At 72.3% G+C, this 22,006-nt stretch carries 18 protein-coding genes; 16 read left to right on the top strand and 2 right to left on the bottom strand.

Annotation, left to right across the window (positions count from 1 at the left end; translation table 11 throughout):
* The first annotated feature begins 57 nt into the window (after positions 1-57).
* The 3 genes from pheS to Q4A22_RS08295 are packed head-to-tail and all read left to right on the top strand — an operon-like array spanning position 58 to position 4,306.
* Positions 58-1,113, top strand: a complete 1,056-nt coding sequence (pheS, locus tag Q4A22_RS08305) for a phenylalanine--tRNA ligase subunit alpha (RefSeq protein ID WP_303178484.1) — start codon at positions 58-60, stop codon at positions 1,111-1,113.
* Positions 1,114-1,116: 3 nt separating this feature from the next.
* On the top strand, positions 1,117-3,669 hold the full coding sequence (gene pheT, locus Q4A22_RS08300) for a phenylalanine--tRNA ligase subunit beta (RefSeq protein WP_303178483.1): 2,553 nt from the start codon (positions 1,117-1,119) through the stop codon (positions 3,667-3,669).
* A gap of 25 nt (positions 3,670-3,694) precedes the next feature.
* Positions 3,695-4,306: a hypothetical protein gene (locus Q4A22_RS08295; RefSeq protein WP_303178482.1), complete on the top strand. Its 612-nt coding sequence runs from the start codon at positions 3,695-3,697 to the stop codon at positions 4,304-4,306.
* A 10-nt stretch (positions 4,307-4,316) separates the two neighbouring features.
* Here Q4A22_RS08295 and Q4A22_RS08290 read toward each other — a convergent pair whose 3' ends face one another.
* Positions 4,317-5,291, bottom strand: coding sequence for a quinone oxidoreductase (locus Q4A22_RS08290; protein WP_303178481.1), 975 nt, complete (start codon positions 5,289-5,291; stop codon positions 4,317-4,319).
* A gap of 132 nt (positions 5,292-5,423) precedes the next feature.
* Here Q4A22_RS08290 and argC point away from each other — a divergent pair, with 132 nt between their 5' ends.
* The 6 genes from argC (at position 5,424) to Q4A22_RS08260 (ending at position 11,532) form a co-directional block, all read left to right on the top strand.
* Positions 5,424-6,473, top strand: a complete 1,050-nt coding sequence (gene argC / locus Q4A22_RS08285) for an N-acetyl-gamma-glutamyl-phosphate reductase (protein ID WP_303178479.1) — start codon at positions 5,424-5,426, stop codon at positions 6,471-6,473.
* Between the two features lie 61 nt (positions 6,474-6,534).
* On the top strand, positions 6,535-7,806 hold the full coding sequence (gene argJ, locus Q4A22_RS08280) for a bifunctional glutamate N-acetyltransferase/amino-acid acetyltransferase ArgJ (RefSeq protein WP_303178477.1): 1,272 nt from the start codon (positions 6,535-6,537) through the stop codon (positions 7,804-7,806).
* A gap of 11 nt (positions 7,807-7,817) precedes the next feature.
* Entirely contained in the window at positions 7,818-8,768 is a 951-nt protein-coding gene (gene argB, locus Q4A22_RS08275; RefSeq protein ID WP_303178475.1) for an acetylglutamate kinase, read from the top strand.
* Positions 8,765-10,000 (top strand): acetylornithine transaminase, encoded by a 1,236-nt coding sequence (locus Q4A22_RS08270; RefSeq protein WP_303178474.1) that lies wholly within the window; start codon positions 8,765-8,767, stop codon positions 9,998-10,000. Before argB ends, Q4A22_RS08270 begins: the two co-directional genes overlap by 4 nt.
* Positions 10,001-10,066: 66 nt before the next feature.
* The gene (gene argF, locus Q4A22_RS08265) at positions 10,067-11,038 is read left to right on the top strand and encodes an ornithine carbamoyltransferase (protein WP_303178473.1); all 972 of its coding nucleotides are present in this window, start codon (positions 10,067-10,069) and stop codon (positions 11,036-11,038) included.
* Entirely contained in the window at positions 11,035-11,532 is a 498-nt protein-coding gene (locus tag Q4A22_RS08260; RefSeq protein WP_303178472.1) for an arginine repressor, read from the top strand. Before argF ends, Q4A22_RS08260 begins: the two co-directional genes overlap by 4 nt.
* A 12-nt stretch (positions 11,533-11,544) precedes the next feature.
* On the opposite strand, the gene Q4A22_RS08255 is transcribed toward Q4A22_RS08260, so the two are convergent.
* The gene (locus Q4A22_RS08255; protein ID WP_303178470.1) at positions 11,545-11,976 is read right to left on the bottom strand and encodes an ankyrin repeat domain-containing protein; all 432 of its coding nucleotides are present in this window, start codon (positions 11,974-11,976) and stop codon (positions 11,545-11,547) included.
* 204 nt (positions 11,977-12,180) lie between these two features.
* On the opposite strand from Q4A22_RS08255, the gene Q4A22_RS08250 reads away from it, so the two are divergent.
* The 7 genes from Q4A22_RS08250 (at position 12,181) to tyrS (ending at position 21,562) form a co-directional block, all read left to right on the top strand.
* Positions 12,181-13,695, top strand: coding sequence for a long-chain fatty acid--CoA ligase (locus Q4A22_RS08250; protein ID WP_303178468.1), 1,515 nt, complete (start codon positions 12,181-12,183; stop codon positions 13,693-13,695).
* Positions 13,696-13,784: 89 nt separating this feature from the next.
* On the top strand, positions 13,785-14,990 hold the full coding sequence (locus Q4A22_RS08245) for an argininosuccinate synthase (protein ID WP_303178467.1): 1,206 nt from the start codon (positions 13,785-13,787) through the stop codon (positions 14,988-14,990).
* A 150-nt stretch (positions 14,991-15,140) separates the two neighbouring features.
* The gene (gene argH / locus Q4A22_RS08240; protein WP_303178466.1) at positions 15,141-16,586 is read left to right on the top strand and encodes an argininosuccinate lyase; all 1,446 of its coding nucleotides are present in this window, start codon (positions 15,141-15,143) and stop codon (positions 16,584-16,586) included.
* Positions 16,583-17,293 carry a DNA-3-methyladenine glycosylase gene (locus Q4A22_RS08235; RefSeq protein ID WP_303178465.1) on the top strand — a complete coding sequence of 237 codons (711 nt, stop codon included), beginning with the start codon at positions 16,583-16,585 and terminating at the stop codon, positions 17,291-17,293. The genes argH and Q4A22_RS08235 overlap by 4 nt, the downstream gene beginning before the upstream one ends.
* 43 nt (positions 17,294-17,336) lie before the next feature.
* Complete coding sequence (locus Q4A22_RS08230; protein ID WP_303178464.1) at positions 17,337-17,864, top strand: adenine phosphoribosyltransferase; 528 nt, start codon at positions 17,337-17,339, stop codon at positions 17,862-17,864.
* 88 nt (positions 17,865-17,952) lie between these two features.
* On the top strand, positions 17,953-20,238 hold the full coding sequence (locus tag Q4A22_RS08225; protein WP_368410624.1) for an AAA family ATPase: 2,286 nt from the start codon (positions 17,953-17,955) through the stop codon (positions 20,236-20,238).
* 13 nt (positions 20,239-20,251) lie between these two features.
* A complete protein-coding gene (gene tyrS, locus Q4A22_RS08220; RefSeq protein ID WP_303178462.1) occupies positions 20,252-21,562 on the top strand; it encodes a tyrosine--tRNA ligase in 1,311 nt (436 codons plus the stop codon).
* Positions 21,563-22,006: the final 444 nt, after the last annotated feature.

The raw sequence follows: 22,006 nt of genomic DNA, 5'->3' as shown, positions 1-22,006 counted from the left end.
CCGCAGCACGCGGGGCGCTGCGTGAGACCCCGTCCGCGAGCAGGAACGCGAGAAACCATGTCCGAGAGCACACCGACCGCGGTGGACCCCACCGACGAGGCGGGCGTCACCGCCGCCGTCGAGACGGCCCTGGAGGAGATCGGCGCGGCCGCCGACCTCGCGGAGCTGAAAGGCGTGCGCCTGGCGCACACCGGGGAGAAGTCCCCGCTGGCCCTTGCCAACCGTGCCATCGGCGGCCTGGACAAGGCCGAGAAGGCCGTCGCGGGCAAGCTCGTGGGGCAGGCCCGCGGCCGCGTGAACAAGGCCCTGGCCGCGCGCACCGCCGAGCTCGAGGCAGAGCGGGACGCCCGGATCCTGGTGGAGGAGGCCGTGGACGTCACCGCGGCCACGCGGCGTCGTCGGCTGGGCGGGCGGCAACCGCTGAACACCCTCATGGAGCACATCGGGGACATCTTCGTGGGCATGGGCTGGGAGGTCGCCGAGGGCCCGGAGCTCGAGCACGAGTGGTTCAACTTCGACGCCCTGAACTTCCAGCCGGACCACCCCGCGCGGCAGCTGCAGGACACGTTCTTCGTGGACCCGCCGTCCTCGCACCTGGTCCTGCGCACCCACACCTCGCCTGTGCAGATGCGCTCTCTGCTGGAGCGGGAGCTTCCCGTGTACGTGGTGTGCCCCGGCAAGACTTACCGCACGGATGAGCTGGACGCCACGCACACCCCCGTGTTCCACCAGGTGGAGGGCATCGCGGTGGACGAGGGGCTGTCCATGGCGGACCTCAAGGGCACGCTCACGCACTTCGCGCGCACCATGTTCGGCCCCGAGGCCGCCATCCGGCTGCGCCCCAACTACTTCCCGTTCACGGAGCCGTCCGCGGAGCTGGACGTGTGGCACCCCACGGCCAAGGGCGGGCCCCGCTGGATCGAGTGGGGCGGCTGCGGGATGATGCACCCCAACGTCCTGCGGGCCGCGGGCATCGACCCCGAGCGCTACTCCGGCTTCGCGTTCGGCATGGGCATCGAGCGGACCCTGATGTTCCGCAACAACGTCCCGGACATGCACGACATGGTCGAGGGCGACGTCCGCTTCAGCGAGCACTTCGGGATGGAGATCTAGAGCATGCGTATTCCCCTGTCATGGCTGCGCGAGTACGCGCCCGTCCCCGAGGACGCCACCGCCGAGGACGTCCTGGCCACCCTGGTCCGGGTGGGACTGGAGGAGGAGGACGTCCACCGTCCCACCGACTCCCTCTCCGGGCCCGTGGTGGTGGGCCAGGTGCTCACCATGGAGCCGGAGACCCACTCGAACGGCAAGACCGTCAACTGGTGCTCAGTGCGCGTGGTCCCCGAGGGCCGGGAGCAGACGCTCACGGGCAAGGGCATCGACCCGTCCGGTGTGCAGGGCATCATCTGCGGCGCCCACAACTTCTCCGTGGGGGACAAGGTGGTGGTCACCCTCCCCGGCGCCGTGCTGCCCGGCGACTTCCGCATCTCCGCGCGCAAGACCTACGGGCACACCTCCGCGGGCATGATCGCCTCCGTGCGCGAGCTCGGCATCGGCGAGGACCACGACGGCATCCTGGTGCTCTCCCGCCTGGGCCTGGACCCCGAGGTGGGCTCCGACGCCATGGAGCTGCTGGGACTGTACGACTCCGCCGCGGAGGTCAACGTGACCCCGGACCGCGGCTACGCGTTCTCCATCCGCGGGATCGCCCGCGAGTACTGCAACGCCGTGCGCGCGCCCTTCACGGACCCGGTCGAGCAGCTTGCTCACACGGTGCCCGCACCCACCCAGGACGGCTTCCCGGTCACGATCGCGGACGACGCCCCCATCCGCGGACGTGCGGGGAGCAACCGGTTCGCGGTGCGCGTGGTGGAGGGCGTGGACCCGTCCCGCCCCACCCCGCCGTGGCTGGCCTCCCGGCTGCGCCTGGCGGGCATCCGCTCCGTGAGCCTGCCCGTGGACATCTCCAACTACGTGATGCTCGAGTACGGCCAGCCCATCCACACCTACGACGCGGACACACTGCGCGGCGGGATCACCGTGCGCCGCGCCCGTCAGGGGGAGCACCTCACCACCCTGGACGGCAAGGACCGCGCCCTGGACCCCGAGGACCTGCTGATCACCGACGAGTCCGGTCCCATCGGGCTGGCCGGCGTCATGGGCGGGGAGGCCACCGAGGTCGGCGGCTCCACCACACGTGTCCTCGTGGAGGCCGCGCGCTTCGACGAGGTCTCGATCGCCCGCACCGCCCGCCGCCACAAGCTGCCCTCGGAGGCGTCCAAGCGCTACGAGCGTGGCGTGGACCCGCAGCTGGCCCCCGTGGCCGCGCAGCGCGTCGTCGACCTGCTCGTGGAGCTGGCCGGCGGGTCGGACACCGGACGGGTCACGGACGTGGACCACACGACCGCCCCCGCCAGCATCGAGCTGCCGGCCGGGTACCCCGCGGCACGCGTGGGCGTGGACTACTCCCCGGAGGTCGTCGTGGGCACTCTCGCGGCAATCGGCGCGGAGGTCACGGAGACCGCCGACGGCTGGACCGTGACCCCGCCGTCCTGGCGCCCGGACCTCACCGACAAGGAGGACCTGGTCGAAGAGGTCGCCCGTCTGGACGGCTACGACCGCATCCCCGACCGCCTTCCGGTGGCACCCCCGGGGCGCGGCTTCACGCGCTCGCAGGCGGCCCGCCGCCGCGTGGCCAACACCCTGGCGGCGGCCGGTCTCACCGAGGTGCTCAGCTACCCGTTCGTCTCCCAGGCGGACAACGACCTCTGGGGCAGCGCGGACGGCTCCCACGTGCCGTCGATCAGGCTCGTCAACCCCATCAGCGAGGCGCAGCCCCTGCTGCGCGTCAGCGTGCTGCCCGGGCTGCTGGAGGTGCTGCGGCGCAACCACTCCCGCGGGTTCCGGGACCTCGCGCTCTACGAGATCGGTCACGTGTTCCTCGCGGACGGCCACACCCCGGACACCCAGCCCGTTCCCCCGCTGGGTGCGCGTCCGGGGGAGCAGGACCTGGAGCGGCTCGACGCCGCCGTCCCGGCCCAGCCGCGCAAGCTCGCGGCCGTGCTCACCGGCAACGACACCGTCCCCGGGCCCTGGGTCACCCCCCGCGCCCTGGACTGGCAGGACGCCCTGGACGTGGCCCACCTGGCCGCGCGCAGCGTGGGTGTGGAGCTGCGGGTCACCCAGGGCCAGCACGCCGCGTTCCACCCCGGGCGCACCGCGCAGCTGAGCACCTCCGACGGTGCGGTGATCGGTGTGGCCGGAGAGCTGCACCCCAAGCTCGTGGCGACGCAGGGGCTGCCGGAGCGCACGTGCGCCGTGGAGCTGGACCTCTCCGCGCTGCTGGACCACGAGAGCGCCGCCGTGGCCGCCCGGCCGATCTCCGGCTACCCGGCGGCCACGCAGGACGTGGCGCTGGTCGTGGCCGAGGACGTCCCGGCGGCGCGGCTGCTGGAGACGGTCCGCCGGGGTGCCGGCGAGCTGCTGGAGACCGCGGAGGTGTTCGACGTGTACTCCGGCACGGGCATCCCCGAGGGCAGCAAGTCCGTGGCCATCGCCCTGCGCTTCCGCGCCCCGGACCGCACGCTCACCGCGGACGAGGCGTCCGAGGCCCGCCAGGCCGCGGTGGCCGCCGCCCACCGGGAGCACGGCGCCGAGCTCCGCTCCTGATCCTTCCCCCACCCCGAGGAGCACCGTGACGCAGAACCCCGAAGACCTGATCGCCTTCACCGAGGACCAGCACGAACGCGGCCCCGCCCCGAGGGGCTGGGCGATCGTCCTCGTGGTGCTGGTGGGGGTGGTGGCCACCGTGGCACTGGGGCTGGTCTCCGCGCTGTCCTTTGCCAGGGCCTCGCACCTGCAGGAGTGGGCGGGGGAGTCCATGGTGGTCTCCGGGACCTACCAGACCCTCACCAACGACCTGGACACCAGGGACTACAACGGGATCTACTCGGGCGCCATGCCCAAGAACGACCTCGTGGGCAAGTACCCCTTCGACAACCGGCTCAACGACCCGGTGAAGAAGGCGGCGGGGGACCAGATCACCTTCCGGGGCACCCAGACCGGTGCCCAGGACTCCGACTTCCCCCACGAGGTGGACGCGCTGCTCGCGGTGCGGGACGGCAAGCTCACCGTGGTGGAGACGGACGAGCCCGGAACCTGGGGTGCGGACGGGGTCACGCAGGAGACCGTCACGGGCCAGCGGCTGCGCGCCGGGGGCTGGGCCCTCGGCGCGCTGGTGTGCGCCGGCCTCACGGTGTGGGGTGTGCGGCGAGTCCACCGCGGCGGGGTCCGCGCGGACGTGTGAGCTCCTCCGCTCAGGGCACGAGCAGCAGCTTGCCCTGCGTGGCGCGGGACTCCAGGTCCCGGTGGGCGGCGGAGGCCTCCGCGAGCGGGTAGGTGCCGCCCACGCGGACGGTCAGGGCGCCGTCGGCCACCGCGTCCGTGAGCTCGCGCCACCGCCACCGGCGCTCCTCGGCGTCGCGCAGGTAGTAGGCCAGGGACGGGCGCGTGACGTACAGCGCGCCCGAGCTGTTGAGCCGTTGCAGGTCGAACGGCGGCACCTGCCCCGAGGAGCCCCCGAAGAGCACCGTGGTCCCGCGGACGCTGGTGGCCGCGAGGGACTCGTCGAAGGTGGCGGCTCCCACGGAGTCGTAGACCACGTCAGCGCCGGCGCCGTCGGTGAGCTCCCGGACCCGCGCCGCGAAGCCGTCGTAGCCCAGCACGTGGTCCGCGCCGAGCCCGCGCGCGGTCTCCGCCTTCTCCGGTGTGGAGGTCAGCGCCACCACGGTGGCCCCTGCGCGCCGGGCGAGCTGGACCACGAGGCCGCCCACCCCGCCGGAGGCCGCGGTGACCACCGCGGTGTCCCCGGGGCCCAGCGCCACGGTGGAGCGCACCAGGTAGTGGGCGGTGAGCCCCTGCAGGGGCAGGGCCGCGGCGATCCATGGGTCCATGCCCGGCGGAACGGGCAGCAGCTTCGCCGCGTCCACCGTGAAGTACTCGGCGTAGGTGCGGGACGCCTCGGCGGTGGCCACGAGCTGCCCGGGGGCCATTCCCGTGACCTCCTCACCCACGGCGACGACCTCCCCGCACCCCTCCGCGCCCGGGGTGAACGGGTAGTCCACGGGGTAGACGCCGGAGCGCTGGTAGGTCTCGATGAAGTTCACGCCCGTGGCCACGGTGCGCACCATTGCCTCGTGGGGCCCCGGCGCGGGCACCTCGCGCTCGTCCGGGCGCAGCACCTCCGGCCCGCCGGCCTGCGCGGCGGTGACGGTCTGCATGCTCGTGGTCATGGGGAGCTCCTTCGTGGGTCCGGGCGGGCTGCTCCCTCCAGTGTCCCGTCCCGGGGTGCGCCCCTTCAAGGTGCGGGTACGCATGATGAATAATATTGAGTGCGGTGCATAGAAATACGCTATGGTGGGGGCATGACCTACAGCGCAGCCATCTCCGGGGCCACCGGGTACGCGGGCGGGGAGGTGCTCCGCCTGCTGTGCGGGCACCCCGACATCGAAATCACCACGGTGACCGGGCACTCCACCGCGGGGGAGCGCCTCGGGCGGCTGCAGCCCCACCTGCACGCGCTCGCGGAGCGGACCGTCGTGGAGACCACGCCCGAGAACCTCGCGGGCCACGACGTCGTCTTCCTGGCCCTGCCCCACGGCGAGTCCGCCGCCGTGGCCGCCCAGCTGCCCCCGCAGACCGTGGTGGTCGACGCCGGCGCGGACCACCGCCTGAGCTCGGCCGCCGCGTGGGAGCGCTTCTACGGCACCGAGCACGCCGGCTCCTGGCCGTACGGGCTGCCCGAGCTCGTCGTGGACCCCGCGGGCCGCAAGCAGCGGGACGCGCTGCGCGGGGCCACCCGGGTCGCGGTGCCGGGCTGCTACCCCACGGGCTCCCTGCTGGCCCTGGCCCCGGCGCTGGCCGCGGGACTCGTGTCGCCACGGGACATCGTGGTGGTCTCCGCCTCAGGCACCTCCGGGGCGGGCAAGTCGCCGAAGCCGCACCTGCTCGGCGCGGAGACCATGGGCGGGATGTCCCCGTACGGCGTGGGCGGCGGCCACCGCCACACCCCGGAGATCGAGCAGGGGCTCGCCGCCGCGTGCGGCGAGGACGTCACTGTCTCGTTCACTCCCACCCTGGCCCCCATGCCCCGCGGGATCCTCACCACGGCCACGGCCGTGCTGCGCCCCGGGGTCGACGACGCCCGCGTGCGCGCCGCGTACGAGCTCGCCTACGCGGACGAGCCCTTCGTGCACGTGCTGCCGCAGGGGCAGTGGCCCACCACCAAGGCGGTGCAGGCGTCCAACCACGTGGCCCTGCAGCTGGCCGTGGACCCGCACGCCGGGCGGCTCGTGGTCAGCACCGTCATCGACAACCTCACCAAGGGCACGGCGGGTGCCGCGGTGCAGTCGCTGAACCTGGCTCTGGGGCTGCCCGAGACCACGGGCCTCACGGCTCAGGGCGTGGCCCCGTGAGCGGCGTGGCGCGCCCCGGGGGGCCGTGCGCATCAGGAAGAGACACGGATCAGGAGCAGTCATGACAGAGTCCCACCCACTCGACCCGACCGGTGCCGGGCCCCTCGGCACGCACCCGGACGCCGGTGCGGGTTCCGCGGCCCCGGACGACGCCGTGACCGTCTCCACGGCCGCCGGTGTGTGCGCCGCCGCGGGCTTCACCGCGGCCGGTGTGGCGGCCGGGTTCAAGGCGTCCGGCGGTGCCGATCTCGCCCTCGTGGTGAACAACGGCCCGGAGCACGCCGCCGCGGCGCAGTTCACCTCCAACCGCGTGGCGGCCGCCCCGGTGCACTGGTCCCGCGAGGTCCTCCGGCAGGGCACGGCGCGCGCCGTGGTCCTGAACTCCGGTGGCGCCAACGCGTGCACGGGGCCGCAGGGCTTCCAGAACACCCACACCACCGCCGAGCTCGTGGCGCAGGGCCTGGGCGTCGGAGCAGGGGAGGTCGTCGTGTGCTCCACCGGGCTGATCGGTGAGCAGCTGCCCATGGACGCGGTGCGCGCGGGCGTGCCGGCCGTCGTCGCGCAGCTCGGCCCGGGCCGGGACGCCGGGCTGCGGGCGGCGGAGGCCATCATGACCACGGACACGGTGCCCAAGCAGGCGTGCGCCACTGGTTCCGGGTGGACCGTGGGCGGCATGGCCAAGGGCGCGGGAATGCTCGCCCCGGGGCTGGCTACCATGCTCGTGGTGCTCACCACGGACGCGCTGCTGACCGGGGACGCCCTGTCCGCGGCACTGCGGGAGGCCTGCCGGGTCACCTTCAACCGCACGGACTCGGACGGCTGCATGTCCACCAACGACACCGTGGTGCTCATGGCCTCCGGGGCGTCCGGGCGCGTGCCCGGGCAGGCGGAGTTCACCCGTGCGCTGACCGCGGTCTGCCACAGCCTCGCGCAGCAGCTGATCACGGACGCGGAGGGCGCGTCCCACGACATCGCCGTCACCACCGTGGGGGCGGCCACCGAGACCGAGGCCGAGGAGGTCTCGCGCACGGTGGCCCGCTCCAACCTGCTCAAGACCGCGGTCTACGGCAACGACCCGAACTGGGGCCGGGTGCTCTCCGCGGTGGGCACCACCCGCGCCCAGTTCGACCCGGACCGCCTGGACGTCACCATCAACGGGGTGACGGTGTGCCGCAACGGCAGCATCGGCGACCCGCGCGAGGGCGTGGACCTGGCGGCGTCGCGCGCCGTGGACATCGTGGTCGACCTGAAGACCGGGGACCAGCGGGCCACCGTGTGGACCAACGACCTCACCCACGACTACGTCGAGGAGAACAGCGCCTACTCGAGCTAGCGCGCCCCACCATGACACGACTCAGCGACGACACCAGGTACCGGACCGCCCGCGCCAAGGCGGAGACCCTCATGGAGGCCCTCCCGTGGATCCAGCGCTACGCGGGATCCACCATGGTCTTCAAGTACGGCGGCAACGCCATGGTCAGCGACGAGCTGCGCCGGGCGTTCGCGGAGGACATCGTCTTCCTGCGCCACGTGGGCATCCGTCCCGTGGTGGTCCACGGCGGCGGCCCCCAGATCAGCACCATGCTCGACTCCCTGGGCATCGCCTCCGAGTTCCGGGACGGGCTGCGCGTGACCTCCGAGGAGGCCATGACCGTGATCCGCATGGTGCTCACGGGCCAGGTGGGCCGGGAGCTCGTGGGACTGCTCAATGCCCACGGCCCGTACGCGGTGGGCATGTCCGGGGAGGACGCCGGGCTGCTGCAGGCCCGGCGCGTGCGCACCGGTTCGGACGGCGCCCCGCTGGACCTGGGTCTGGTGGGCACGGTCACGCGGGTCAACACGGCCGCGGTGGAACAGCTGCTGGACATCGGCAAGATCCCCGTGATCGCCTCGATCGCCCCGGAGCTCGTGGACCCGGAGGAGGACGCCGCCGCCGGCCCGGGTGCGCTCACGGGCCAGGTGCTCAACGTGAACGCGGACACCGCGGCCGCGGAGGTCGCGGTGGCCCTGGGGGCGGAGAAGTTCGTGGCCCTCACGGACGTGGAGGGTCTCTACGCGGACTGGCCGGACCGGTTCTCGCTGATCTCCTCGCTCAGCGCGTCCGAGCTGCGGGAGATGCTCCCCACGCTGGAATCGGGGATGATCCCCAAGATGCGCGCGGCCCTGCGCGCCGTGGAGGGCGGCGTGCCGCGCGCGAGCATCGTGGACGGGCGCTCGCCGCACTCGTCGCTGCTGGAGATCTTCACTGACACGGGCATCGGCACGGAAGTCACACCGGACGGAGAGGACGCATGAGCCACCAGGACGATCTGCTGCAGCAGTACCGGGAGAACCTGCTGGGGGTGTTCGGGGACCCCGCGCTCGTGCTCGTCTCGGGGGAGGGGTGCCACGTCACGGACGCGAACGGCACCCGCTACCTGGACCTGCTGGCGGGCATCGCGGTCAACGCCCTGGGCCACGCCCACCCGGCCTGGGTGCGTGCGGTCTCGGAGCAGGCGGGCACGCTCGCGCACATCTCGAACCTGTTCACGTCCCCCGGGGGCGTGGAGCTCGCCCGGCTGCTCACGGAGGTCACGGGTGCCCCGGAGGGCTCGCACGTGTTCTTCGCCAACTCGGGCTCCGAGGCGAACGAGGCGGCGTTCAAGCTGGCGCGCCGCCACGGCCTCGCCCACCCCGACTCCCGCGGCCGCCCGCGCGAGCGCGTGATCGCCCTGGAAAACGCGTTCCACGGCCGCACCATGGGCTCCCTCGCGCTCACGGCCAAGCCCGCCTACCGTGAGCCCTTCGAGCCGCTGCCCGCAGGCGTCTCTCACGTCCCGGCCACGGTCGAGGCGCTCGACGCCGCCCTGGACGACACCGTGTCCGCCGTCTTCGTGGAACCCGTCCAGGGGGAGGCCGGCGTGCGCGGGCTGCCGGAGGGCTTCCTCGCCCGCGCCCGGCAGCTGACCCGTGAGCGCGGCGCTCTGCTGGTCGTGGACGAGGTGCAGTCCGGGATGGGCCGCACCGGCGCCTGGCTCGCTGCCACCGCGCAGCTGCCGGCCGGGGAGTTCCCGGACGCGGTGACCCTGGCCAAGGGCCTCGGCGGCGGCTTCCCGGTGGGAGCGCTGCTCACCGCGGGCCCCGAGGTCTCGGGACTGCTCACCGCCGGCCAGCACGGCACCACGTTCGGCGGCAACCCCCTGGCCATGGCGGCGGCGCTCGCCACCGTCACGACCATCCGGGACGAGGACCTGCTCGGCAACGCGCGCCGGGTCGGCTCCCGGCTCGCCGGGCAGCTGCGCGAGGTCCCCGGGGTCACCGGGGTGCGCCAGCACGGGCTGCTGCTCGGCGTGGACCTCGTCCAGCGCGACCCCGACGACGCCGTGGCCCCGCGTCTCGTGGCCGCCGCCCGCCGCGCGGGGTTCATCGTCAACGCCACCGGCCCCGCGACCGTGCGGCTCGCCCCGCCGCTGATCATCACCGCGCAGGAGACCGACACCTTCACCGCGGCACTGCCGGGGCTGCTGTCCGAGGTCCAGGCCACCTGAGCCCACCCACCCTGTCCACCGTCCGTTCCCGCCGAAACCGGCCCCGCCACCGAAGGAGAACCCCGCGTGCTGCGTCACTTCCTGGTCGACACCGATCTCACCCCCGAGGAGCAGGCGGAGGTGCTGGACCTCGCCCTCGCCCTGAAGGCGGACAGGTTCTCACGCCGTCCGCTGGCCGGGCCCCGCACGGTGGGCGTCGTCTTCGACAAGACCTCCACACGCACCCGGGTGTCCTTCGCCACCGGCGTGGCGGACCTCGGCGGCAACCCGCTGATCATCAACCCCGGCGAGTCCCAGCTGGGGCACAAGGAGAGCGTCGCGGACAGCGCGCGCGTGCTCTCCCGGATGCTGGCCGCCGTGGTGTGGCGCACCTACGCGCAGTCCGGGCTCGAGGAGATGGCCGAGCACAGCACGGTGCCCGTGGTCAACGCCCTGTCCGACGACTACCACCCGTGCCAGATCCTCGCGGACCTGCTCACGCTGCGCGAGCACTTCGGGGAGCTGGCCGGGCGCACCCTCACCTACGTGGGGGACGCCGCCAACAACATGGCGAACTCCTACCTGCTGGGGTGCGCCACCGCAGGGATGCACGTGCGCGTGGCAGGACCGCAGGGGTACCTGCCCAGGGAGGACGTGGTGCGCGCGGCCCGCGAGCGCGCCGCGCGCACGGGCGGCTCCGTGCTGGTCACCGCGGACGCCCCGGAGGCGCTCGCGGGTGCGGACGCCGTCGTCACCGACACCTGGGTGTCCATGGGGCAGGAGGCCGAGAAGGCCGAGCGCGCGGAGATCTTCCGGCCCTACGCCGTGACCGCCGACGCCATGGCGCTCGCGGCGGAGCACGCGGTGTTCCTGCACTGCCTGCCGGCGTACCGCGGCCTGGAGGTCGCCGCGGAGGTCATCGACGGGCCCGCCTCCCTGGTGTGGGACGAGGCCGAGAACCGGCTGCACGCCCAGAAGGCCCTGCTCACGTTCCTGCTGGACTCCTCGGGGCTCTCCGCGGATCTGCCCGCCGCCCTGCGGAGGGAGGAGACCCGGTGAGCGGCATCCCCACCACCAAGACGGCCCGGCAGGCGCGGATCCTGGAGCTCGTGACCGGTGGAGACGTCCACTCGCAGGCGGAGCTCGCGGAGCTGCTCGCCGCGGACGGCATCCAGGTGACGCAGGCCACGCTGTCCCGGGACCTCGTGGAGCTGGAGGCCGTCCGGGTGCGCTCCGCGCGCGGTGGAACAGTCTACGCGATGCCCCGGGCCGGGGCGGACAGGTCCCCGGCGAGCGGAATCACGAGCGAGAGCTCGGAGGCCAAGCTCGCGGCCCTGTGCCGGGAGCTGCTGGTCACGGCCGAGGGCAGCGCGAACCTCGTGATCCTGCGGACACCGCCGGGAGCCGCCCAGTACTTCGCCTCCGCGATCGACCGCTCGGTCACCCCCGAGATCCTGGGGACCATTGCCGGGGACGACACCATCATGGTGGTCAGCCGCGATCCGCGGGGCGGCGAGGAGCTCGCCCGGCGGTTCCTCGACCTCGCCCGCTGAGCGGCCCGGGCGTCAGGCCTGACGCGCCTCGTACTCCTCGAGCAGGGGCAGCAGGTGCTCCCGCCCGAAGACCCGGGCCACGTCCTGCGCGTGCTGGTGGCCGCTCGCCTGCCCGGCGCCCGCCTCCAGCAGGGCGCGGGTGATCGTCTCGTTGCCGCGGAACACGGCGCAGACCAGCGCGGTGAAGCCCATGTCGCTCACGCGCTCGGTGTCCGCCCCCCGGGCCAGCAGCATGGCCACCGTCTCCTCCTGCTCCAGGTACGCGGCGAGGTTCAGCAGGGTGTCGCCCCTGTCGTTGGTGAGGTTCACCGGCACGCCGGCGTCGATCGCGGAGCTCAACAGCTGCGTGTCGCCGCTGCGGGCGGCGTCGAACAGGGAGGCCACGTAGGCGAGCTCCTCGTCGGTGAACCGGGGGGTCTGGGCTTCGTGCTGCGGATTGGTCACGGAACGTCCTTCGACACGTGTGGGCCACGCTCCCGTGGCCCGGATGCGGGGTGAGAGGGCGCCGATCCGGGTCCCGCGGTGGGGGCGCGCGGACGGGCGCCCTCCAGTCTCCCACGCTCCGCCGGGGCCCGCCGGGACGTTTGACTGGGATATCCGATACGGGCAGTATCACGTGGTAGAACTCACACTTCTCCCGGAGGACCCATGACCAACCTGGCCACCCTGCTCACCTCGTCGGCCGCGAAGTACGGCTCGGACCCCGCTGTCATCCTGGGCGATCTCCACCTGAGCTACGCGCAGCTGGACGACCTCTCCGCCCGGGCCTGTGCGCTGCTCGCATCCAACGGCATCCGTCCGGGGGACCGTGTGGCCCTGGTGCTGCCGAACGTGCCGCACATGGCCGTGCTCTACTACGCCGTGCTGCGCGCCGGGGGCATCGTGGTGCCGCTGAACCCGCTGCTGACCCCCCGCGAGCTGAGCTACCACTTCCAGGACGCGGGTGTCTCGTTCGTGCTCGCGTGGGAGGACATGGCGGAGGCCAGTCGCCGGGCCGCGGCGGACGTCGAGGGCCTGAGCGTGCTGCCCATCAGTGCCCGCGGCACGGTGGAGCACCTGCAGTCCGTCGAGCCGCGCACCGAGGTGGCCGAGCGCCAGGACTCGGACACGGCGGTGCTGCTCTACACCTCCGGGACCACGGGGCGTCCCAAGGGGGCGGAGCTGACCCACAGCAACCTGCGCACCAACGCGGAGATCGCCGGTGAGCTGTTCGACCTGAAGAACGGGGACGTGATGTTCGGCGGGCTGCCGTTCTTCCACGTGTTCGGCCAGACCGTGGCCCTCAACGGGGTGGTGGGCCGCGGTGCCGCGGTCACTCTGCTGCCGCGCTTCCACCCGGCCGAGGCGCTGGAGGTCCTGCGCCGGGACCGCGTGAACATCTTCGCGGGTGTGCCCACCATGTACGTGGCCCTGCTGCACCAGGTGGGCAGGGGGGAGGACGCCGCGGCGGGGATCGATCTGCGAGCCGGTGTCTCGGGCGGGTCCGCCATGCCCGTGGAGGTCATGGCCACGTTCGAGAAGGTTTTCCACACCACGGTCTTCGAGGGCTACGGCCTGTCGGAGACGTCCCCGGTGGTGTGTTTCAACCAGCCCGGGACGCCGCGCAAGCCCGGCTCGATCGGCACGGCCGTGCGCGGCGCCGAGCTGCGGGTCGTGGACGGCGAGGACCGTGAGGTGCCCACGGGTGAGGTCGGGGAGCTCGTGGTGCGCGGGCAGTACGTCATGAAGGGGTACTGGAACAAGCCGGAGGCCACGGAGGAGGCCATGCGCGGCGGCTGGTTCCACACCGGTGACATGGCGCGCCAGGACGAGGACGGCGCCTTCTTCATCGTGGACCGCAAGAAGGACATGATCCTGCGCGGCGGGTACAACGTGTACCCGCGGGAGATCGAGGAGGTCATCTACCAGTTCCCGGGCGTGGTGGAGGCCGCCGTGGTGGGCGCACCGAGCGAGAAGCACGGTGAGGAGGTGGGCGCCGTCGTCGTCTTCGAGTCGGGTGTGCTGGACTCCCGGGACCGGGAGGAGCTCACGCGAGAGCTGGACGCCTTCGTGCAGGAGCGGGTGGCCAAGTACAAGTACCCCCGCATCTACCGCCTGGTGGACGAGCTGCCCAAGGGGCCCACGGGCAAGATCCTCAAGCGCGAGCTCACCCTCGATGCATAAATACTGACAGTTGTGTATAGTCATGCATGAGGCGCGGGCACGACCCGCGCAGGCAGTGTCGTCGTTGAGCAGTGTGTGAGGAGAGCGCCGTGAGTGATCGCGTTGTATTGGCCTACTCGGGCGGACTGGACACGTCCGTGGCCATCGGCTGGATCGGTGAGGCCACCGGTGCCGAGGTCATCGCCGTGGCGGTGGACGTCGGGCAGGGCGGGGAGGATCTGGAGACCATCCGCCAGCGCGCGCTGGACTGCGGTGCCGTGGAGGCATACGTGGCGGACGCGCGGGACGAGTTCGCGAGCGAGTACTGCATGCCCGCGCTCAAGGCCAACGGCCTCTACATGGACTCGTACCCTCTCGTCTCGGCGGTGTCCCGCCCGGTGATCGTCAAGCACCTGGTGGCGGCCGCGCAGCAGTTCGGCGCCACCACCGTGGCGCACGGCTGCACGGGCAAGGGCAACGACCAGGTCCGCTTCGAGGTGGGCATCCAGACGCTCGGCCCGGACCTCAAGTGCATCGCACCGGTCCGGGACCTCGCGCTGACCCGGGAGAAGGCCATCTCCTACGCGGAGAAGAACGACCTTCCCATCGTGACCACCAAGAAGAACCCCTTCTCGATCGACCAGAACGTGTGGGGTCGCGCCGTGGAGACCGGCTTCCTGGAGAACATCTGGAACGGGCCCACCAAGGACGTCTACGACTACACCGACGACCCCACGTTCCCGCCCGCCGCGGACGAGGTCGTGATCACGTTCGAGAAGGGCGTCCCCGTGGCGCTGGACGGCGCCCCCGTGACCCCGCTGCAGGCCATCCAGGAGATGAACCGCCGCGCGGGCGCCCAGGGCGTGGGCCGGATCGACATCGTGGAGGACCGGCTCGTGGGCATCAAGTCCCGCGAGATCTACGAGGCCCCGGGTGCCATGGCCCTGATCGCCGCGCACCGGGAGCTGGAGAACGTCACGATCGAGCGCGAGCAGGCACGCTTCAAGCGGACCGTGGGCCAGCGCTGGACCGAGCTCGTGTACGACGGCCAGTGGTTCTCCCCGCTGAAGAAGTCCCTGGACGTCTTCATCGAGGACACCCAGACCTACGTCAACGGCGACATCCGCATGGAGCTGCACGCCGGGCGGGCCACCGTCACCGGGCGGCGCTCGGACACCGGGCTGTACGACTTCAACCTCGCCACCTATGACGAGGGGGACTCCTTCGACCAGTCCAACGCCCGCGGCTTCATCGAGCTGTTCGGGATGTCCTCGAAGGTCGCCTCCCGCCGGGAGCAGGGGCTCGCCGGGAACTGAGCACCCACGGCTGCGGCGCACCGCGGCCACACCGCCCCCGCGGCGGACCACGACGGCCGGGCTCCTAGACTGGGGCCCGGCCGTCCACTGCGCCGGGCGCCGTCGTCACCGGCCGCGCGCACCACCCAGCACACGTCACCGAGGAGCACCATGGCCCAGCACGCACAGCACGGAACCAACGAGGGTGCCCTCTGGGGCGGCCGCTTCGCCGGGGGACCGGCGGACGCGCTCGCGGAGCTGAGCCGCTCCACCCAGTTCGACTGGCGGCTCGCGCCGTACGACATCGCGGGTTCCCGCGCCCACGCGAGGGTCCTGCACACCGCGGGGCTGCTGGACGAGACCGAGCTCGCGGGCATGCTGGACGCCCTGGACCGCCTTGAGGCGGACGTGCGCAGCGGAGCCTACGCGCCCGCACCGTCGGACGAGGACGTCCACGGGTGCCTCGAGCGCGGACTCATCGAGCGCGCCGGTGCCCAGTTGGGCGGGAAGCTGCGCGCGGGCCGCTCCCGCAACGACCAGATCGCCACGCTGGGCCGCATGTACCTGCGCGACCACGCCTCGGTCATCGCCCGCAACCTGCTGGAGGTCGTGGCCGCGCTCGTGGCCCAGGCGCGCCGGCACCCGGACGCCCCCATGCCGGGGCGGACCCACCTCCAGCACGCGCAGCCCGTGCTGCTGTCCCACCACCTGCTCGCGCACGCGTGGGCGGTGCTGCGGGACGTGCAGCGGTTCGTGGACTGGGACCGGCGTGCAGCGGTCTCGCCGTACGGCTCCGGCGCGCTCGCCGGCTCCTCCCTGTGCCTGGACCCGAACGCGGTGGCGGCGGAGCTCGGCTTCGACTCGGCGGTGTTCAACTCGATCGACGGCACCGCGTCCCGCGACGTCTACGCCGAGTTCGCGTGGGTGTGCGCGATGGCCGCGGTGGACGTCTCCCGCATGAGCGAGGAGGTGACCACGTGGGCCACCAAGGAGTTCTCGTTCGTCACCCTGGACGACGCCTTCTCCACGGGCTCCTCGATCATGCCCCAGAAGAAGAACCCGGACGTCGCGGAGCTCGCGCGCGGCAAGGCGGGTCGGCTCATCGGGGACCTCACGGGCCTGCTCGCCACGCTCAAGGGACTGCCGCTCGCGTACAACCGGGACCTGCAGGAGGACAAGGAGCCGGTCTTCGACGCGATCGACCAGCTCGAGGTGCTGCTGCCCGCCGTGGCGGGGATGATGGCCACCCTGCAGTTCCACACGGAGCGCCTGGCCGAGCTCGCCCCGCAGGGCTTCGCGCTCGCCACGGACGTGGCCGAGTGGCTCGTTCGCCAGGGCGTGCCCTTCCGCGAGGCGCACGAGATCTCGGGCGAGGCCGTGCGGGTCTGCGAGGAGCGGGGGATCGAGCTGTGGGACCTCACCGACGAGCAGTTCGCCGCCATCTCGGCCCACCTCACGCCGGGGGTGCGCGAGGTGCTCACCGTGGCCGGTTCGCTGGCCTCCCGCAGCTCCCAGGGCGGCACCGCCCCCGAGGCCGTCGCCCGTCAGCTGGAGGAGCTCGAGGACCGGCTCGCGGAGGTGCGCGCCTTCGCGGACCGCGAGCCCGTCGTCTCGTGACGGCACCCCTGACGGAGCTGCTCCTGGCCCCCGCGCCCGACGTCGCTCCCCGGCTCCTCGGGGCCGTGCTGGTCTGCAACCGGCCCGGGGGCACGGTGGCGCTGCGCCTCACGGAGGTGGAGGCCTACGGCGGGCCGGCGGACTCGGACCTCCCGGACCCCGGCGCGCACACCTACCGGGGCCGCACGGCGCGCAACGCCTCCATGTTCGGCCCGCCGGGCCACCTCTACGTCTACTTCACCTACGGGCTGCACCACGCGGTGAACTTCGTGTGCCGGCCCGAGGGCACGGGCGGGGGGATCCTGCTGCGCTCGGGCGAGGTGGTGCTGGGCGCCGAGGCGGCCGTGCGCCGTCGGCTCGCGCACCGCAGCTCGGAACCCACCGCCGCGGCCCTGGCGCGCGGTCCCGGCAACCTCGCGCAGGCCCTCGGCCTGGACCGGGGGGACGACGGCGCCGCGCTCGCCGACCTCGGGACCGCACCCGATCCGGTGGCCCGGGCACGCGAGGAGGTCGCGGCGCGGGGGCCCGCACCCTGGACGGGTCTGGTGCTGGCGGAGCAGGCCCCGAAAGAGCTGCTCGCGACCCCGCGCACCGGTGTCTCGGGGGAGGGCGGCACGGACGCGTTCCCGTGGCGCTTCGCGCTGTGCGGGGAGCCCACGGTCTCGCCGTACCGCAGGGCGGCCGTGAAGCGGCGTCGCACGCGGTAGCGCCGCGGAGCCCGGCTCGTGGCGCGGCGGATACCATGGGTGGGTGACTGAATCCGTGGAACAGATGATCGACCGGTTGTGCGCCAAGATCCCCGACCACCCCGAACCGGGGGTGCTGTTCCGTGACCTCACACCGCTCTTCGCGGACGGGCCGGGCTTCCGGCGCACCGTGGACGCCCTCGTGGACGCCTTCGACGGCCAGTACGACTGCGTGGCCGGTGTGGAGGCGCGGGGCTTCATGATCGCCGCGGCCGTCGCCTACGCCTCCGGCGCGGGCATCATCCCCGTGCGCAAGGCCGGGAAGCTGCCTCGCGAGACCATCTCGCAGTCCTACGCGCTGGAGTACGGGACCGGGACTCTGGAGATCCACACGGACGACGCCCCCCGGGGTTCGCGCGTGCTCGTGCTGGACGACGTCCTCGCCACCGGCGGCACCCTGGGGGCGGCCGCGTCCCTGCTGACCCGCGGCGGGTACAACGTCACCGGCTTCGGCGTGATCATGGAGCTCACCGCGCTGCGGGGCCGTGCCCAGCTGGGCGGGCACCGGATCCGCGCGCTGCTGCGCGTCTGAGGCACCCGCCTGTCCCGGGCGGCCGGTAGGATGGTCGATCGCCGGTTGAGCGACCGGCTCCGTCGGCAGTGTGCATGAGGTGAAGTGCGTGGAGGATTCCGCATCCGTGGGAGTGTCCCGGCAGCTCGAGCTGGAGCGGCGCTACGTGGCCGGGGCCTACGCCCGGCTGGACGAGCTGCGAGCGCTCAGCGACCGTGAGCTGAGCAGGGTCAGGACCACCCAGTTCGGGGGTGGCCACCAGGCGCGCTCCGAGCGTGACGCCTTCGCCACCCACTACGAGGACCGCCTGGCGCAGCTGAACTCCGTGGACGAGCGCCTCGTGTTCGGCCGCCTGGACACCCGGGGCGACGAGCGCCACTACGTGGGGCGGCTCGGGCTGGCCACCGAGGACCACCGGCGGCTCGTGCTGGACTGGCGTGCCCGTGAGGCCGCCGCGTTCTACCAGGCGACCGCCGCCACTCCCATGGACCTCGTGCGCAGGCGCCACCTGATCATGGACGGGCGGGAGGTCACGGCCCTCGAGGACGACGTCTTCGATCCCGAGGCCGTCACGGACGCGGACGTGGTCCACGGCGAGGGCGCGCTGATCGCCGCGCTGAACTCCGAGCGCACCGGGCGCATGACCGACATCGTCGCCACCATCCAGGCCGAGCAGGACCGCATCATCCGCGCCCCGCTCTCCGGCGTGCGCGTGGTCCAGGGCGGACCCGGCACGGGCAAGACCGCCGTGGCCCTGCACCGTGCCGCCTTCCTGCTCTACGAGCACCGTGAGCGGCTCGCGAAGTCCGGGGTGCTCATCGTGGGGCCCTCGTCCTCCTTCCTCTGGTACATCGAACGGGTCCTGCCCGCGCTCGGGGAGACGGGGGTGGTCATGTCCTCGCTCGCGGACCTCTACCCGGGTGTGCACGGCGCCGTGGAGACGGATCCATGGGTCACCCGCTGGAAGTCCGGGCTGCACATGGTGGACGTCGTGGCCCGCGCGGTCGCGGACCGGCAGAAGGTCCCGGAGCGCTCGCAGTGGCTCACGGTGGACGGCCACAGGGTCAAGCTCTCGCGCTCCCTGGTCCGCCGAGCCCGCGAGCGGGCCCGCGCCACGGGCAAGCCGCACAACGAGGCCCGTGAGACGTTCGTGAAGGTGGTCATCAAGGAGCTCGCCCAGAAGCTGGGGGAGGAGCTGAACGAGAAGGCCGGCTCCACCATGGACCGCTCGTACCTCAAGGAGGACCTCCGTCAGTCGCGCGAGGTGCGGGTGGCTCTCAACCTCCTGTGGCTGCCGCTCACACCGCAGCAGCTGGTCTCCCAGCTCTTCGGCAAGGAGCGGTACCTGCGCTCCGCCGCGCCCGAGCTCGACGACGCCCAGGTGGCCCGCCTCCTGCGGCCCGTCGACGCCCCGCTCACCGTGGCGGACGTCGCCCTGCTGGACGAGGCCGCCGAGCTGCTGGGTGACTTCGAGTCCGCCGGGATCAAGGTGCGCGGGGACCGCAACCTGGAGGAGCGCAAGGCCCAGGAGTCGGCGCAGAAGGCCCTGGAGGCCATGGCCGAGGGTTTCGAGGACATCGGGGCGCAGGGCGTGGTCACGGTCGAGCAGCTCACGGCGTTCAACGCGGAGGCGCCGCACCGCATGACGGCGGCGGAGGCGGCGTCGTCGGACCGCACGTGGGCGTACGGGCACGTGGTGGTGGACGAGGCGCAGGAGCTCTCTGCCATGCAGTGGCGCGTGCTCATGCGCCGGTGCCCCATGAAGTCGTTCACCGTGGTGGGGGACATCGCGCAGGCGGGCAACGCCGGTGCGTCCCGCACCTGGCGTGAGGCGCTCGAGCCGTTCGTGGGGGAGCGCTTCGAGGTCGAGGAGCTCACCGTCAACTACCGCACGCCGCAGCCCATCGCCGACGCCGCCGTGCGGGTCGCGCGCGCGGCGGGCCTCAGCGTCTCGGACCCCACGGCCGTGCGGGACGGGGAGCCGCCCGCGCTCGCCGTCGTCGGCACGGACGCGGAGGCGGTGGCCGAGGTCGTCGCCCGCGTGGGCGGGGAGCTGGACCGGCTGGCCGGAGGACTCGTGGGAGTGGTGTGCCCGGGGCGTCGCATCGGCGAGGTCGGGTCCGCGCTGGACCGCGCGTTCCCCGGCCTGGTCGCGGCGGGAATGCGCAGTCTGGACCGCAGGATCATGGTCCTCACCCCCTGGGACGCCAAGGGTCTGGAGTTCGACTCCGTGGTGGTGGTGGAGCCCGCCGAGGTGGCCGCGAACCCCGCCGGCGGCGCGGGCAACCTCTACGTGGCCATGACCCGGCCCACGCAGCGACTGCACCTGGTGGCGGCCCACGGCATGCCCGCAGGGCTGGCGGTCCAGGACGGCCTGGACGGCGAACCGGCCTGATAAATTGGTGCGCGTGTCAACCACCGATCTCAGCGCCCAGCACAACGATCCGTCCTTCTCCTCCCTGTGGGAGGAGCTGAACTGGCGGGGCCTGGTCCAGGTCTCCACGGATCCGGAGGCGTTGCAGCGTGCGCTGGACGGTGAGCCCATCACCTACTACTGCGGCTTCGACCCCACTGCGTCCTCGTTGCACCTGGGGCACCTGGTGCAGCTGCTGCTACTGCGCCGGCTCCAGCTCGCCGGCCACCACCCCATCGGCCTGGTGGGCGGCTCCACCGGTCTGATCGGGGACCCCCGCCAGAGCACCGAGCGCGTTCTCAACCCCCGGGAGACCGTGGCGAAGTGGGTGGACCTGCTGCGCGAGCAGGTGGAGCGCTTCCTCTCCTTCGAAGGGGCCAACCCCGCCCGGATGGTCAACAACCTGGACTGGACCTCGCAGCTGTCCGCCATCGACTTCCTCCGGGACATCGGCAAGAACTTCCGCGTGGGCACCATGGTCAAGAAGGACATCGTGGCCAAGCGCCTGAACTCGGAGGAGGGGATCTCCTACACCGAGTTCAGCTACCAGATCCTGCAGGGCCTGGACTTCCTGAACCTCTACCGCCAGTACAACTGCGTGCTCCAGACCGGTGGTTCGGACCAGTGGGGAAACCTCACCTCCGGCACGGACCTCGTGCGCAAGACGGAGGGCGCGGCGGTCCACGCCATCGGCACGCCGCTGATCACCAACTCGGACGGGACCAAGTTCGGCAAGTCGGAGGGCAACGCCGTCTGGCTGGATCCCGAGCTGACCTCGCCGTACGCGTTCTACCAGTTCTGGCTCAACACCGCCGATGCAGACGTGGTGGACCGGCTCAAGGTCTTCACCTTCCGCACGCGTGAGGAGATCGCAGAGCTGGGGCGGCTCACGGAGGAGGAACCGCACCGCAGGCAGGCGCAGCGCGTGCTGGCGGAGGACGTCAACACCCTCGTCCATGGGGAGGCGGCCACCCGGCAGGCGGCGGAAGCGTCCGCCGCCGTGTTCGGCAGGGGTTCCTTCGAGGAACTGGACGAGGCCACGCTCGCGGCTGTCGCTCAGGCACTTCCCGGCACGGAGGTACCGGCGGCCACGTCGTTCGACGTGGTGGACCTGCTGGTGGCCACGGGTCTCTCCGAGTCGAAGTCCGCTGCGCGGCGCACTCTCAAGGAGGGTGGGGTGTCGGTCAACAACCGCAAGATCGCCGGTGAGGATGCGGAGCTCAGTGCCGCGGATCTGCTCCACGGTCGCTTCGCGCTTATCCGGCGGGGCAAGAAGAACCTCGCGGCGGTCACCGTCACCGCCTGACGAGTACCTCCCCGCCCGGCCTTGAGCCAGGTGGTGGTTGAGGGAGGGCGGGGTAAGTCAGCCCATGCGATCCACGCGTGCCACCCGAGCCGGGAGCGGTCTTTGCGCCGTTCCCGGCTCGTGTGTAGTGTGTTCCGAGTCGTCGCGGCGGGCCACCGAGAAGGTGGCAGGCCGCGAGGGTGACCGGCAAAGATCAGCCCGAAAGTTCGGACCTTGTTCATGCTATGGTTACCTGGTTCCCGTTCGAACGGCGCGGGCAGCTTGAGAAGTCAAGTTGACACGCCGAAGAGACAGGAACTAAGATTACTGAGTCGCTTCGGGAAGAAGCCGGAACGGTGAAGACCGCGAGCGACCACAAGATGTGATCAGCCGGAGACGGTCTGGTCTGACAACCGATCGTGGTGGTCCTGTGAGGGGCGCCTGGATGTGGTGTGTTGTTTGTCA

Origin of the sequence: Kocuria sp., from assembly GCF_030530945.1 — a bacterium.
Lineage (GTDB): Bacteria > Actinomycetota > Actinomycetes > Actinomycetales > Micrococcaceae > Kocuria.
The sequence above is the reverse complement of the archived record's forward strand: the minus strand, read 5'-3'. Positions and strand labels throughout refer to the sequence as shown.

Coding starts and splice junctions, on each gene's coding strand:
- pheS (WP_303178484.1), top strand. CDS start 58: ATGTCCGAGAGCACACCGACCGCGGTGGACCCCACCGACGAGGCGGGC.
- pheT (WP_303178483.1), top strand. CDS start 1,117: ATGCGTATTCCCCTGTCATGGCTGCGCGAGTACGCGCCCGTCCCCGAG.
- Q4A22_RS08290 (WP_303178481.1), bottom strand. CDS start 5,291: ATGACCACGAGCATGCAGACCGTCACCGCCGCGCAGGCCGGCGGGCCG.
- argC (WP_303178479.1), top strand. CDS start 5,424: ATGACCTACAGCGCAGCCATCTCCGGGGCCACCGGGTACGCGGGCGGG.
- argJ (WP_303178477.1), top strand. CDS start 6,535: ATGACAGAGTCCCACCCACTCGACCCGACCGGTGCCGGGCCCCTCGGC.
- argB (WP_303178475.1), top strand. CDS start 7,818: ATGACACGACTCAGCGACGACACCAGGTACCGGACCGCCCGCGCCAAG.
- Q4A22_RS08270 (WP_303178474.1), top strand. CDS start 8,765: ATGAGCCACCAGGACGATCTGCTGCAGCAGTACCGGGAGAACCTGCTG.
- Q4A22_RS08250 (WP_303178468.1), top strand. CDS start 12,181: ATGACCAACCTGGCCACCCTGCTCACCTCGTCGGCCGCGAAGTACGGC.
- argH (WP_303178466.1), top strand. CDS start 15,141: ATGGCCCAGCACGCACAGCACGGAACCAACGAGGGTGCCCTCTGGGGC.